Below are 14,024 nucleotides of genomic sequence, written 5' to 3' on the forward strand. Positions count from 1 at the left end.
GGACCGAGGACACCCCGCTCCTGACCGAAGATCAGGCCCGGCGCATGGATCTCGACGAGGTCATTCTCGTGATCGATGCGCAGATGCCGATCCGCGCGAGAAGGGTGAAGTATTTCGAGGACCCGGCGTTGAAGGTTCTGCACGCCTGTCAATCGGGAAGCTTCCCATATCCGGACGAGGACGGCCTGCGGCGGGACCGACAGATGTCCGAGACTCGCGAGACGGTGGAGAGGTTGAAGCAGGAACTGCAGGAAGTGCGGGCGGCTGCGGGACCGCGGGAAGTCGGCCACAATGCGCCTAACGCATCGAAAACTGACCCTGTCAGCGCAGCGAAGGCCCGCGGCCGCGCGGCTCGTGCTGCTGCGAGTAGCGGTGGCCAGGGTCAACTGGCGCTGAATTTTGAAGGATTGGGGATCACGAGTGCGGACCGAACGATGCTGGCTTCTGCGGTTCAGACCACGAGGGCGATTATTGCCGAGCATGCGTAAAGTCTCACGTTGGGCCTGTGAGAAAGGAGAGGTGATGCTTTGCCCAAAGTAATCAACGACAAGAGCAAAAGTTTAGAGATGCACGCTGACAATCCGCCGATGCGCTGCGCCATCGAGCAAAGGGGCAAAGCTCAGGTTCTCGATGCGTTGGAAAAAAAGTTCCAAGCTGCCTGTGTGCGGGCCGGGAGGTGTTTCTGTGGTGCTCGTAGCACATAGAGTTTGAAGGGGGCCGCATCAGTGAATGCGTTTAGATGGACGAGCTTGCGGAGGCGCAGTTCCATTTCGACGATCACTTTTGGCAGGAACGCGATGCCTGAACCATTTATAGCAGAACGTTTCAGAACATAGCTATTGTTTGCTTGAAATGTGATATTCGGCGTGATCCGCTCCTTGATTGTCCCATGTTTTAGAAACCAGCTAGATGGCGTTTGAAGGTTACTGAACATCAGGGCTTTGTGGTGCTGAAGATCTTGCAGGCATTTGATCGGTGGCGCGTCGGCAAGATACTCGACGGAGGCACACAGGACGCGTGGGACATCGCCAATGCGTTTGGCGATTGCGGAGCTGTCACTTAGACTGCGGGCAATTCGAAATACAATGTCCACGTCCTCGTTCAGTACATCGACAAAATTGTCCGACACGGTAGTGTCCAATTTCAAGTTCGGATAACGGATTTGAAACGCGGCGAAAGCCTGAGGCAGGATATCCAATGCAGCAACCGAAGGCGCATTGATGCGCACTGTTCCAGACATCAGATGGGTCTTGGTGTGAAGCTTGTCCTTTAACGCCTCCAATTCCTCGGCAACAACACCCGCGGTACGGTAGCATTCGTGACCCGCATCCGTAAGTCGCAGCGCACGGGTTGAGCGGATCAGCAGCGCGGCCTCCAAATGTTCCTCCAAGCGGGTCACCTGCTTTGCAACCCAAGCGGGTGACATGTTCAGTCTCCGACCCGCGGCGGAGAAGCTATCCGTATCTACAACAGCCCTGAAGATCAGCAGCAGGTCCGAGAGTTTTTCGCCAGTCATTATGCTATGAATTGGAATAGATTATGCGCCATTTAGGCAGATTATCTGATTTTTTTGCGGGAGTATATTAGAAAGGTGCAGCAATCAAGGAGTATGAGATGCCACAACACGAGCTGTTTCAGCCCGGAGTCCTGGGCGGTATGCCGCTGAGGAACAGGACGCTTGTTGCCCCGATGACACGGATCAGTGCAGACGCTTCAGGTGAAGTCGGGCCACTTATGCAAACTTATTATGAGGCATTCGGAAAAGGCGGCTTTGCAGCAATCGTGACCGAGGGCGTCTATACGGACCAGTATTTCAGCCAAGGGTATGAATTCCAGCCAGGCATCACAACCGAGGCCCAGGCGGCAAGCTGGAGCAACCTGATCAAAGGCGTTCACTCGACCGGAGCCAAGGTCATCTTGCAGCTTATGCATGCTGGGGCTCTTTCGCAGTACAATCGGCATTGTGATGATACCCGCGGCCCGTCAGCAGTGCAGCCCAAGGGCAGTAAGATGCCTTTCTACCGTGGCACGGGTGCATTTTCTCATACATTGGAGATGTCTTCCGCCGAGATCAGTGCCGCAATTGCGGGATTTGTGCAGTCAGCTCAACGTGCACAGGATGCCGGCGCGGATGGGGTCGAGATCCACGGGGCCAACGGTTATCTTCTGGATCAATTTCTTACTGATTACACTAATCGGCGCAGTGATCGATACGGTGGGACCTTGCGTGACCGTATCCGTTTAACTTGCGAAGTAATTGAGCGTGTCCGCAATGCTGTCGACAGGAATTTCACCGTTGGCGTTCGAATTTCGCAAGGCAAAGTCAACGACTTCACGCATAAGTGGGCCGGTGGCGTCAGTGATGCTCAGATTATCTTCAAAGCAATGGAGGCCAGTGGAGCCAACTATATCCATACCACGGAATTTGCTGCGGACGCCCCCGCATTCGAGCAAGGGAAATCGCTGGCGGCGATGGCGAAAAGCTTCACTTCGTTGCCTGTCATTGCAAATGGTGGCTTGGGAGATCGCGAGATAGCAGATCGCATGATAGCGACAGGTGACTGTGATTTTGTTGCGATTGGGAAGGCAGCACTGGCGGCGCCGGACTGGCCTACTCGGGCCCGCAATGGGCAGGGTTGCCGCGAGTTCGACTTTGAGATGTTCTCGCCGCTTGCGAATCTAGAAACAGCCAATGCGTTTGCCCTCAAAAATGCTTAGAGTGGGGCTTGCCAGCGAGCTGACGTGTTGCAGTCGTGGCAAAGCCGGTGAGCGAGCGAATTCGTGATGCTTGGGTTTAGCCTTATCGCCCCGTTTTTCATCTATATCGGTCTTGGGTTCCTGGCCCAGAAAGTCCATGAAAAATCAGACGGCGCTCAGGACTGGCTCGACAGTTTTGTGTTCTACTTGGCCATGCCCGCCCTGCTGTTTCAGACCATCAGCAGGGCTGGGCCTCCGTCCGTCGACGTCATGTTGACACTGAGCGTTACTTCGGTAGTTACTACAGCTTTATTTATGCTCACAGCTGCGCTTGGTCGCCGCCATGACCAAGACGCAGACAAGGCTGTTTCTGGGCTTCTCGGCTCGTATTCTAATATCGGCTATATGGGGCCGGTTCTATCAGTTCAGTTATTTGGCGAAGCCGCAGGCCTGCCTGCGGCCATGATATTCTGTTCCGAGATCATCGTTTTGTTGTCCCTTTGGATGTTGGCGACTGCAGGTGCGTCAGCCGAAGGGCTTCTGTTGGCGCTGGTTAAGGCAGTGCGTCATCCCTTTGTCCTAACCGTTGCATTTGCGCTAGTCCTTACGGCCTTTGGTATTTCTTTCGCCGGACCAATCGATGTAGCCATGATCGGGCTGTCGAACGCAGCCGCGCCTTGTGCATTGTTCTCGCTTGGATTGACGCTGGCCAGGCAAAAGGGGTTGTCGGTGTCTCCGGGACTGACAATCGGCCTAGTAGGGAAACTGGTGCTACACCCGGTGTTGATGGCACTATGTCTTTGGCCTGTGTTGCACCATCAACCGATTTGGTTAGGTACCGCGATCCTGATGGCATCGCTGCCGCCTGCGGCGAACGTCTATGTGCTGGCGCAGAGTGCTGGGCGCAGCGCCCGGCTTGCAGCCTCCGGCGTCATGTATGGCACCCTTGCCTCCGCAATAACGGTGCCGCTGGTCATACTATTCTTGACGCAGTTCTTGATCCGCTAGATTAAGTTGCTCTTGATTATCTCATCCCAAAGTCGAACAAGGAAGTTGTGCTCGTCCATGACTGAGTTCCAGATCACGATTTTCTGTTGGCGGCTCTCATAGCTCCCGCCTTCTCGTAGATCGCCGGCGCGATAGACCACACTTCCGAAAGCGTCATGTATGTCACAAGCTGCTGGTTTGCCGGCATACCAGAAATCCCATTCGGACGCAGACAAGTGCGCGCGCGTCGCGCTTGGGGCTGCCAAATAGGCCCCATTGCGCGCCATGATCGCTCCGGCGGGGCCCGACAGCCACCAATTTAGGTAAGCATAGGCGAGCTCCTCTGTACGTGGATCGAGATGCCGAGACAGCGCCATGCCGCCACTCCAGCCGCGATATCCTTCGCGTGGTGCGCACATCCGGATGGGAATCCCTTTGGCCTTTTGCGACAGGTAGTTCGACCACCACATTGTGGATAGTATTGCGGTCCCATCCGCTCTTGGCGTCATGTCGGTCCAGAAACCGGCGAAATGTCCCGACAATTGATATTTTTTAACGAGGCGGATGAAACTTCCGATTTCGCCGAGGGTCAGGTTTCCGGGATTTTCGCATTGAAATTCGCCCCGCGCGCGCAAGGCTAGCAGCAGATCGGGCACGCCAATGGCTGCATCGGCCTGAATGGCGACCTTGCCGCGCCATTCTTCGGACAGAAGATCGCCCCAGCTCCTGGGCTCGGGTGCGGTGCTGTCGCCGACGATAGCAAAGCTGTCGGCGTTATATACCGTTGGCAGCATCGAAATCTGGCCTGAGGCTGCCGGCCCCAATTCGCCGCTTTCCTGCACGAATAACCGGTCTCGCGGCGTGCCGCGCGGCGCCGTCCTGTCGGGGTCGCTCTGGAGCACCGGCCAGGACCAGATCTCGTCCCAGCAGTCGATCCGATCGACCTCGATCGGCCGTAGCGAACGCGCAGGCCAGACCAGATCAAGGTCATGAAACCACTGGTCGTAGATGTCGAAACTGTCTGGCGCAAGTACACCACGACGTTGTGCTTCGATCCCGTCCAAGGCGGTGAACTCAAGCCGGATACCCAGATCAGCCTCTGCCGAGGCGAGGACGGTGTCGATCAGCGTCACTCCGGTTCCCAACACGCGCAGCACGGGTGGGTTGGTATGCAAAGGCGGCGATGTCAGTGGTTCCGGCATTTTGCTTTATGTCTGTCAGGATGTTTTCACGTTCAAAAAGGCTTCAAACGAGGCACGCAACAACGTCATGTCCAGGTTACGGCCAATAAATACGAGGTGCGAGCTTTGATCGGAAGGCATCGCACTGTCAAGGTGACGCGGGTGGTGCAACGTGTGGCCGACCCCATCAATCAGCACGATCCCCTCGGGCGTTTTGAGCAGGCATTTCACCCGCAGCAGATTGGTGCCGTGGCGGTGGATAAGCGCAGAGAGCCAGACGACAAACCCGGTCCAGTCGAGCGGATCGTCGAAGCTGAGGCTCAGGGTCTGCGCGCCGGTGCCGTCGCTATGGGAGGGGGCGCGCGTCTGCGCCCGGACGGGGGCGCTGGTGCCATCGCTGGCGATATCCGCAAAGGTCGGACACTGCCGGGCATCGAGGAGCTGTGCCGTCGGGTTGATCAGCCCCAGCCGTAACTGAAGGTCCAGAAGCCGATCCTCCGGCACGAGGTCGGTCTTTGACAACAGGATCGTGCTGGCCGCCGCCACCTGCGCCACCCACTCGGGCTGTTTCGCGTGCAGCGCGGCACCATTCAGCGCATCGGCCACGGTCACCACGTCCTGCAGAATGACCTGATTGTGCAGCACCGGATCGAAGGTCAGCGTCGACAGGATTTGCGACGGGTCCGCCAGGCCGGTGGTTTCGATGACAATCCGGTCGAATTGCGGCACCTCGCCGTTTTGCGCCTGGCTCATCAGGTTCAGGATCGCGTCCTTCAGCTCGCCACGGATCTGGCAGCAGATGCAGCCGGAATCGAGCAGCACGGTATCCGGCGCGATGGTGCCCACCAGCAGGTGGTCGATGCCGACCGCCCCGAACTCATTCACCAGAACGGCGACGCGGCCTGCGGTGTCATCCTGCAGCGCGCGCGCCAGCCAGGTGGTTTTACCAGCGCCCAGAAAGCCGGTCAGCAGGGTGATAGGAACCGCTGTGCGACGCGTCATGACTGCGCTCCTGCCTCGGGGAGGGGGGCGGGAAAGTTCGCCGGGTCCAGCGGGTCGAAGCCGCCGCCGAATTCCGCTTCAAGCGCGGCCCAGACCTCGGTGACATTGCTGACAATGGCCTGCCGGCCGGTCAGATTGCGCAGGATGTAGCTCTGCCCCTGCCAATCCGAGAGCTGGATGCGCCTGCGGGCGAGCATGCGGTTGACCACTGCGATCCGCGCCGTCCGGTCCCGCCGCCGCAGCACCGGATCTGCCGAGGCGCTGGTTTCAAGCCCGGCGGCGCTCCAGTGATCATCCGTGCCAAAAATTCCGCATAATCCGCACATGCCGACATCCTCCGGGCTTGGTGATTTATTTGTGGGAGGGGAGGCCCTCCCACCGTCTGGATCACGCTTTGCGCGGTGCGCGTGCGTTAAAGTCGTCTGCGATCTCGTCGAAGGTCGCCCATTGCACGCCTTCGTGGCTGTTGATGTATTCAATCAGCCGCTCGTGCATCATCAGAACCTGCGGACGGCCCGAGACATCGGGGTGGACGGTCATGGTGAAAACCGCATAGTCGTTTTCACGGTAGACGTAATCGAACTGGTCCTTCCACATCTGTTCGATATCGCGCGGGTTGACGAAACCGTGGCTGTTCGGTGCTTTCTTGATGAACATCATCGGCGGCAGATCGTCGAGATACCAGTTGGCGGGGATCTCGATCAGGTCGGTTTCCTCGCCCCGCTCCAGCGGCTTCATCCAGGTGTCGGGATGCTGGCTGTAGTCGATCTTGGTCCAGCTGTCGCCGACCCGCACCCGGTAGGGGTGGAAATCGTTGTGCATCAGCGAGTGGTCGTATTTGATGCCACGCTCCAGCAGCAGCTCGTTGGTGACATTGGAGAATTCCCACCAGGGCGCAACATAGCCGGTCGGACGCTTGCCGCTCAGCGCGGTTGCCAGCTCGATCGACTTATCGAGGATCGCCATCTCCTGCTCGCGGGTCATCGCGATGGGGTTTTCGTGCGAATAGCCGTGGATGCCGATCTCGTGACCTGCCTTGGCGACCGCTGCCATTTCCTCGGGGAAGGTTTCCATCGAGTGGCCGGGGATGAACCAGGTGGTCTTGATGCCGTATTTCTCGAACAGTTTCAGCAGGCGCGGCGAGCCGACTTCGCCCGCGAACATCCCGCGCGAGATATCATCGGGCGAGTCCTCGCCGCCATAGGATCCGAGCCAGCCGGCAACGGCATCGACATCCACGCCATAAGCGACAAAAATTTTCTTTGTCATTTCATTCTCCCTTAGATGTTGAGGATTGGATGGGTAAGTGCGGGGAGGAGCTGCTCGGCCTGAACCAGCAGCCCCTCATCATTGCCAGAGGCGGCGGACAGCAGGATCGAACCTTCGACACGGCCCGCTGCATCGCGCAGCGGCACCGCGAGGCCGGGCCAGTCCAGCAGGCTTCCGATCATCGTGGACGCGAGCAGTCTGGCGTTCAGCTCCTGCGCCGCCTTCTGGTCGTTCAGATAGACCGGCAGCGGATGGCGCAACGAGGGCACCGTGGGGAAGGCGAGCAGCCTGTCGCCGATCTCGGCGCGGGCCGCCACGATCAACTGCTCCCGTTTCTGCAGGTAACCGGCATATTCCACGTCGCTCAGGACCGGCGCCTGCTGCAGCCGCGTGCGGATCACCGGGTCGATCTTGCTGGCCTCGTCGCTGGCCAACAGGTCCGCATATTTCCGTCGGGCCTCGATCGCGACCAGCGGTCCCTCAGCGGCAGTCAGGGCGCGCAACTCATCCACCGCCGTCAGATGTGCGGCGCGCACGGTCCATCCGGCGGCAGTTAGACGGCTCAGCGCCGCCTGATAGGCCGCAGTGACCTCCGGGACCCAGACCGGCCCGAGGCTCTCTGACAGATCGAGGATCTCGGTCTTTGCCGTGTCGGGGCCGGTTGCTGGTCCCGTGTTCAGAATGCGATCGGCTGCGCGCAGCACGTCAAAGGACCGCGCGAATGTGCCAACGGTATCAAGTGTCCGGGACAGCTCGTGCACGCCGGTCCGGTCATAACGGCTCGCACTGGGCTTGAAGCCAAAGATGCCATTCAGCGCCGCTGGCAGCCGGACGGAGCCCGAGGTATCGGTGCCGATCCCGAGATCGGCCAGCCCCGCCGCAATCAGCACCGCAGCGCCCGAGGAAGAGCCACCCGGCAGCAGCGGCACCGTCTCCGACAGTGCAGAGGGCGGGGTGCCGAAATGCGGGTTAATGCCAAGGCCCGAGAAGGCAAATTCCGAGAGGCCGGTCCGCCCCAGTGATAAGCCACCGGCGGCCTCGATCAGCGTAACACAGGCCGCGTCCTGCGTCGCAGGCTGCGCGGATTTGCGCAGCGCCGAACCGCAGGTGGTGATCTCGCCCGTCTGGTCGATAATGTCCTTCCACAGGACGCTGATCCCGTCCAGAGGCCCTAACGCCTGACCACGGGACGCGCGGTCTTCGGCCTGTGTGGCCTGCATCATCGCGCGTTCTGCGGTGATCGCGGTGCAGGCGCCTGTCTCTTGCCAGCCTTCCAGCGCGTGCAGCGCGGCAGCCGTTCGTTCCGTCACCGGAACTGTCGCTGTCCCGGCTGAGTGATGCTCTTCAAGAAAAATCATTATGGTCTCCACGGGCGGGTGCGATCTGCCCCCGCCCGGATTGATCGGCTTAGAGGTCTTCGCGAGCGATCGCATCCGACGGGATGTCTGCGGTTCTGACCCGCTGCATGCCGTTTTCCGCCGTGTAGACCCAGTTCAGATCCACCGAAGTCGCGAGGTATTTCGCATCGTCCGGGTCGTTGATCTCGGCCTGCTGATGACGCGGCAGGACCCAGGCTTTCATCAGGACGAAATACACCGCCATCGCAGCCGGGAAGCCGACGACATAAGCGTACTCGATGAAATACAGCGCCAGCCCGCCACCAACGACCCAGGCGATCAGACCCGCCGGGTTCCAGCCGCCAAAGTAACGGAACTGGCCGTCTTCGCGGTACAGGTCCGGCACGTTCAGGCGGCGGCCCCGGATCAGGAAATAGTCGCAGACCATGATGCCGCCGACAGCAGACAGCATCGCGCCATACATGCCGAGGTAGGTGAACAGGTGGTTCAGGATCAGCCAGGGCATGGTGAGCGTGCCGACGATACCCGCAATCACGATGCCCATCGCATAGGTGATGCGCGGCGCGCCAGCGTTCACAAAGGTCAGCGCGGCCGGGATCAGGTTGGCACTGGTGTTGGTGGACCACTGCGCGAGGATGACCATCGCGAGCAGCACGACCAGCGTCACCCCGGTGCCCTGCGCCTGAATGACGTTGATCGGGTTCCAGTCTCCGGTCGCGATAAAGGAAACCGCCCCGATCAGCGCGATCCAGCTCTGCGCTACCGGCAGGGCGATGAACTGCGCCGCAAAGATGTTGCGGTTGCGACGGAAGAAGCTTTTCTCGCCGCCGTTCGTCTTCAGAAAGCGGGTGATATTGGGAATATCCACCGCCAGCGCCGACCAGAACGCCATATTGGCCACGAAGAGCGCAACGATGCTCATTTCCGCGTCACCGGCAAAGGTCCAGATGTTATGGCCGCTCGCCGAGGCGACGTTTTCGAGGGTGTAATACATCCAGATCGAGATCGCGATGATCGCAGGCGCCGCAATGCTGGCGAGCAGCTGCACGGCCCGGATGCCCATCGCGGTGTTGATGATCTGGATCAGGCCGAAGGCGACATACCAGAAGACCCAGCTGTCGAAGCCGCCCAGGTAGGACACGATGCCGTTCAGCGCGAGCGCTCCGAGATAGGTCTGGATACCGAACCAGGCCGCTGCCACGATGCCGCGGGTGACCGAAGGCAGATGGGTGCCGACCGTGCCGAACGGCGCCCGCAGGTAAACCGCAAAGCTGATGCCATGCTCGGTGCCGATATCCGCCGTCAGCGCCATCACCAGACCGAGCACAAGATTGGCAAGGAAAATAGTTCCGATCACCGTCGTCAGCGGCAATCCCGCAACCCCGCCCGCACCGAGCTGGAAGGTCGCGATAATCACCGCCATACCAATCCAGATCCACACGTAGCCTAGTCCACCAATGGTCCGCTGATTGAGCCAGACCGGCAAAATTGAAGCTTCTAACAGATGCGATTTTTCATCCGCCCTCGGGGGCTGCGCCGCCGCTTCTGAATATGCCATTTCGTGTCCTCCCAGATTATAATGATCTTTGGTATTCATAAGATCATTTTAAAGAAAGGGAAGCCTTTTGTTTCCCAGTGCAGGGGCCTAAGATAGGTTGCAATTGGGGGTTAGAAGGCTCGGCGCATGTCAGTTGAGTGGCTGGAATCCGAAGCAGAACGCAAAAGTGAAGTTTGAAATTTGTCCATGATTCCCAGATACATATCGATTTCCCAAGCGATCAAGGACGCCATGGTGGCCGGGCGGCTGGAGACAGGTCAAGTTCTGACCGAAGAGCCGTTGGCCCGGCATTTCGGCACTAGCAGAACCACGGTTCGAAAGGCGCTTGCTGAGCTTCATTCTGAAAAAATAATCACCCGGTTCGAAGGCCGGGGTTTTCTGGTCGGCACTGATTCTTCTGTCCCACCCCGTCGGGATTCGATTGAACAGGTCCTGTTCGATTCGACGGCAAGTCGCAGCGTGCCAAGAGCACTGTCCAACCCCGACCAGATCCTGCCAGTCCTGCGCGATGAACTAATTCGCGCCCTTCCCTTTGGCCCTCTGCAAATCAACGAGAGCAAGCTCACTGAGCGCTTTTCCGTCAGCCGCTCGGTTGTCCGCGACATGCTCACCCAACTCCGCAGTTCAGGCATCGTCGAAAAGAACGAACGGTCGAAATGGGTGTTGCCGGTTCTGACAGCTCTGGACGTGCGCAATCACTATCAGTTGCGCATTCTGCTGGAGCCCGTGGCGCTGGCAGAGGTGGCTCCCTATATCGAAAAGAGCCACATTGAACGGGCCTTGGCGCGGGCGCGGGAGCTGGACCGCCAAGAAGGGGACCTAAACGCAGAAGACATTTCCGAAATAGAAGATGCCTTGCATGTGCTGGCGCTGTCTGGCTGCCGCAACGACCACTTGCTCAAGATCCTTCAAAAATCGCGCTTGGTTCTGGCAATCAATGAAATGTTCCGCCTGCTTCTTGGTCGGTCTCCGGAGACCAGCCGTCTCATTTCAGAGCATATCGCGGTTTTTGAAGCTCTGGCGCGCAACGATACAGCGGCCGCAGGCTCCTTGCTGGAATTTCATCTTTTGGAAGCACGGGAACGCACCTGCAAAAGGCTGCAAACCCTTGCGGTATTGCTGCCACCAAAATTGCCCAGCTATCTAACGCCTGGAACAATTTCGATAAGCCAGGCAGCCTTAATTTACCGGGAGTAGAAAGCTAACTGTTGGCGCTCGCAGCCCCTTTTTTCTGCAGTGTAGTTTATTCTGCGCTTGGGTGCCTTAATTGACCTAAGGGAACTTCTTCTCAAACCACCTGCGAAATACAGTTTTGCTGGGCGATCATGGAACAAACTACTGGAAGCTCCGGCAAAGTGCTTGGCGAATGGCAGTGCATGGAGGCTAATTGAATAGCCGCTTTGCCCTCTCCGCCATCCTGACCACCTGCGCGCTCCTTGCCGCCGCGGCGCTTTTTACCGCAGCAGGAGCCTGCACAGTTCCACGTCCAATCGCCTCACCCGTCGGGAGTGCCCCGATCCGAGCCCTGCCCTGGACACCAGATGTGTTAGCCAGCCCTCGCATGATCCCAGTCGATCCGGCGACAACGGCGGGCGCGGCTGCAACCATCAGGTTACCCGAGATACCGCGCACGATCAGGGGTGTTGCTGCGACGAAACCCTTCGCCAGAAAGACCATGACGAAGAACGGTACGAGCGCGCCGATGTTGGTTGCCGAGTTTGGGTCACCGAGTTGGGCCAGCAGCGAATTCGCCATGCCGACGACGGTCGAAAACATCGCTGCGATGACGATGGGGTAGAAAGCATAGCTGACCGTCGTCGAGACCCACCTATGGAAGAAATCCTTGGTCGCGTCGAAGAGCGACAGAGCGATCATGATCGGAGCGAGACCAAGCATGAGGGTCAGCATCATCTTGGCGAAGATGAGAACGATGCCGGTCATGAAGCCAAGGAGGCTCAGCAGCACCAGGCCAATGCCTCCGAGGATCGCGCCGGTCATCCAGTTCAGGTTGTTGCCGATCGCGTTCAGGTATTGGCTGAACTTTGTGATGAGATCATCAAATTCAGAGGCAAAATAGGTAGCGCCCGCTCCGCCGCCACCGACTGATGAGATGAGAGCGCCCGCAACATAGTCAAGCCCACCAATGACGGCATTCGCAACCGCGTTGAAGTTGGCCCAGTTGAAGGCGAACAGGCCAATCAAAGTCAGCTTTATCAGGTACCAGAAGAAGCTGGCCCCATCCATGCTGCGGAATTGGAAGGCCATGTTGATGCAGACGCCGATCAAAGAAAGCGTAACCATCAGCAGGACGATCGTGCCGGTATTGCTGGCCACTGCCCCGAACTGGGACTCGGCCGCATCGACAAGGAACGCGTCTGCGGTTCCGACCATCCAGCTGACGACACCCATTACCAGTTATCTTGCGCTTCGCAGAGGTCCTGAACCTCTCTTGAAATATTATCTCGCTGTTCAGCGATTGAACGGCGGGCTTGGGTTTGTTCAGCCTGGGACATCGCTTGGAACCGTTCTTCGTATTCAGCTGACGCGGCGTCCCAAGCCGGGAAGCGAACGTCACAGTTGCAATCACCAGTTTCCTTGATTGCCTGCCATGACCTCAGTTCATAGAGATCCATCAAGGTCCGCGCCTTGTAGGCTTCCCGCGGATTGATTTCGTCCATCCAGGTCGGGCGCGCCGGACGATCGTTGCAGATCCGGTATTGTTGAGGCGACATATCGACCGTGAGATCGTTTGAGATCGGAGGCGAAGTCTGCGCCACAAGTGGGCCCGCAAGGGCGGCAAGCATGACTGCGAGGATTGGTTTTCGCATCTGGGGGGTTCCTTTTTTACTCAGCGGCAACGGAGGGGCTCTTGTTGCCTCTGCCGTCGACCGTGTCGAGGTTCAAATCTGTGGTTTGACCCGGCAGGAAGAACTCGGTGATTCCGCGCGCGCCTTCATGGCGGCCTGCCTGAATGATCACGTCGATTGAGCCCTCGATATAATCGATCATGTCGGCATAGGTCATCGGCACATCGGTTTTCAGGGCGGCGATGGCGAGGCGGCGAACAGCAAGTTGTGGGGTCTCGGCATGCAGCGTAGTCAGCGATCCACCGTGGCCGGTGTTGATTGCCTCGAGAAACGTCATCGCCTCGCGACCGCGGACTTCGCCTAGGACAATCCGGTCGGGTCGCATGCGAAGCGTTGAGGCCAAGAGCACATCGGCACTGCGGGCATCCGTGTCCCGGTCCGCGATCAACGTCACGGCATTGGGCTGCTCGGGGCGCAGCTCGGCCGCCTCCTCGATGGTGATGATCCGCTCTTCGGGCGGAATCAGCGAAAGGATCTTGCGCGCCGCAACCGTCTTGCCGGTCGACGTGCCACCCGAGACGATCATGTTGAGCTTGTTCTCGACGCAAAACCGCAGCGCGGCGCCGATGTCGCCGGATGTCACCACATCGCGCAGTGCGGCGTTACGTTCGCGGCGCTGGCCTTCGAGGCTGCGCTCCTTGCCATAAAGGAAGCCAAGCTTGATGGCCTCCAGAGGCAGGGAGGAGAAGAACCTAAGAGAAATCGAGAAACCGCCCTCGACTGCCGGCGGCTGGATCACCTGCGCGCGGATTGGCCGGTCGCGATACAGGATCGAGACAGAGACGATGGGCTTCTTGGTGCTGAGCGTGGTCGAGGCTGCTGAGGCGATCTGATTGCCGAGGTCCTTGATCTCGGTCTGGCTCAGCGGGCCGCCCAGACCTCGCATGAAGTGATCGCCCTGGAATTCGCCCCAGACTTGTCCGTCGGGATTGATGCAGATCTCGATCGTGTCGTCGCGCAGGACCTCGGGGCCGAAACGGTCGAGCGACGCTTCCAGATAACTTGCAGCCATGTCAGAAAATCTCGAGGTCACGATCAACCATGACCGTGATCCGTGTACCCTGATCGACATGTATCACTGGCCGGATCGCCAGATAGTCCTGCA

Annotated in this window: 14 protein-coding genes; 4 read left to right on the top strand and 10 right to left on the bottom strand. The window is 58.9% G+C overall.

The window, feature by feature from the left end; translation table 11 throughout:
* A partial coding sequence (locus ACN0TA_RS18385) for a type IV secretory system conjugative DNA transfer family protein (RefSeq protein WP_417585684.1) occupies positions 1-488 on the top strand: 488 nt, incomplete at its 5' end.
* A gap of 131 nt (positions 489-619) precedes the next feature.
* On the opposite strand, the gene ACN0TA_RS18390 is transcribed toward ACN0TA_RS18385, so the two are convergent.
* Entirely contained in the window at positions 620-1,516 is an 897-nt protein-coding gene (locus ACN0TA_RS18390; protein WP_417585686.1) for a LysR family transcriptional regulator, read from the bottom strand.
* Between the two features lie 98 nt (positions 1,517-1,614).
* On the opposite strand from ACN0TA_RS18390, the gene ACN0TA_RS18395 reads away from it, so the two are divergent.
* Together ACN0TA_RS18395 and ACN0TA_RS18400 are read left to right on the top strand one after the other, a co-directional pair.
* Entirely contained in the window at positions 1,615-2,718 is a 1,104-nt protein-coding gene (locus ACN0TA_RS18395; RefSeq protein ID WP_417585688.1) for an NADH:flavin oxidoreductase, read from the top strand.
* Between the two features lie 66 nt (positions 2,719-2,784).
* On the top strand, positions 2,785-3,705 hold the full coding sequence (locus tag ACN0TA_RS18400) for an AEC family transporter (RefSeq protein ID WP_417585709.1): 921 nt from the start codon (positions 2,785-2,787) through the stop codon (positions 3,703-3,705).
* Here ACN0TA_RS18400 and ACN0TA_RS18405 read toward each other — a convergent pair.
* From ACN0TA_RS18405 to ACN0TA_RS18430, 6 genes are all read right to left on the bottom strand, one after another.
* Positions 3,702-4,886 carry an ABC transporter substrate-binding protein gene (locus ACN0TA_RS18405; protein ID WP_417585690.1) on the bottom strand — a complete coding sequence of 395 codons (1,185 nt, stop codon included), beginning with the start codon at positions 4,884-4,886 and terminating at the stop codon, positions 3,702-3,704. The genes ACN0TA_RS18400 and ACN0TA_RS18405 overlap by 4 nt on opposite strands.
* Before the next feature lie 15 nt (positions 4,887-4,901).
* Entirely contained in the window at positions 4,902-5,867 is a 966-nt protein-coding gene (locus tag ACN0TA_RS18410) for a CobW family GTP-binding protein (RefSeq protein WP_368948890.1), read from the bottom strand.
* Positions 5,864-6,193 carry a hypothetical protein gene (locus ACN0TA_RS18415; protein WP_417585693.1) on the bottom strand — a complete coding sequence of 110 codons (330 nt, stop codon included), beginning with the start codon at positions 6,191-6,193 and terminating at the stop codon, positions 5,864-5,866. The genes ACN0TA_RS18410 and ACN0TA_RS18415 overlap by 4 nt, the downstream gene beginning before the upstream one ends.
* A gap of 61 nt (positions 6,194-6,254) precedes the next feature.
* Positions 6,255-7,136 carry a polysaccharide deacetylase family protein gene (locus tag ACN0TA_RS18420; RefSeq protein WP_417585695.1) on the bottom strand — a complete coding sequence of 294 codons (882 nt, stop codon included), beginning with the start codon at positions 7,134-7,136 and terminating at the stop codon, positions 6,255-6,257.
* Between the two features lie 11 nt (positions 7,137-7,147).
* Positions 7,148-8,494 carry an amidase family protein gene (locus tag ACN0TA_RS18425; RefSeq protein WP_417585697.1) on the bottom strand — a complete coding sequence of 449 codons (1,347 nt, stop codon included), beginning with the start codon at positions 8,492-8,494 and terminating at the stop codon, positions 7,148-7,150.
* A 49-nt stretch (positions 8,495-8,543) separates the two neighbouring features.
* Entirely contained in the window at positions 8,544-10,052 is a 1,509-nt protein-coding gene (locus tag ACN0TA_RS18430) for an NCS1 family transporter (protein WP_417585699.1), read from the bottom strand.
* A 186-nt stretch (positions 10,053-10,238) separates the two neighbouring features.
* On the opposite strand from ACN0TA_RS18430, the gene ACN0TA_RS18435 reads away from it, so the two are divergent.
* Positions 10,239-11,249 (top strand): GntR family transcriptional regulator, encoded by a 1,011-nt coding sequence (locus tag ACN0TA_RS18435; protein ID WP_417585701.1) that lies wholly within the window; start codon positions 10,239-10,241, stop codon positions 11,247-11,249.
* Positions 11,250-11,435: 186 nt separating this feature from the next.
* Here ACN0TA_RS18435 and ACN0TA_RS18440 read toward each other — a convergent pair whose 3' ends face one another.
* From ACN0TA_RS18440 to ACN0TA_RS18450, 3 genes are all read right to left on the bottom strand, one after another.
* The gene (locus ACN0TA_RS18440; RefSeq protein WP_417585703.1) at positions 11,436-12,386 is read right to left on the bottom strand and encodes a type IV secretion system protein; all 951 of its coding nucleotides are present in this window, start codon (positions 12,384-12,386) and stop codon (positions 11,436-11,438) included.
* A 74-nt stretch (positions 12,387-12,460) separates the two neighbouring features.
* Positions 12,461-12,880, bottom strand: coding sequence for a hypothetical protein (locus ACN0TA_RS18445; protein WP_417585705.1), 420 nt, complete (start codon positions 12,878-12,880; stop codon positions 12,461-12,463).
* A gap of 16 nt (positions 12,881-12,896) precedes the next feature.
* Positions 12,897-13,931 carry an ATPase, T2SS/T4P/T4SS family gene (locus ACN0TA_RS18450; RefSeq protein ID WP_417585707.1) on the bottom strand — a complete coding sequence of 345 codons (1,035 nt, stop codon included), beginning with the start codon at positions 13,929-13,931 and terminating at the stop codon, positions 12,897-12,899.
* Positions 13,932-14,024 lie beyond the last annotated feature (93 nt).

This window comes from Pelagibacterium sp. (assembly GCF_048264985.1).
Classification (GTDB): domain Bacteria; phylum Pseudomonadota; class Alphaproteobacteria; order Rhizobiales; family Devosiaceae; genus Pelagibacterium.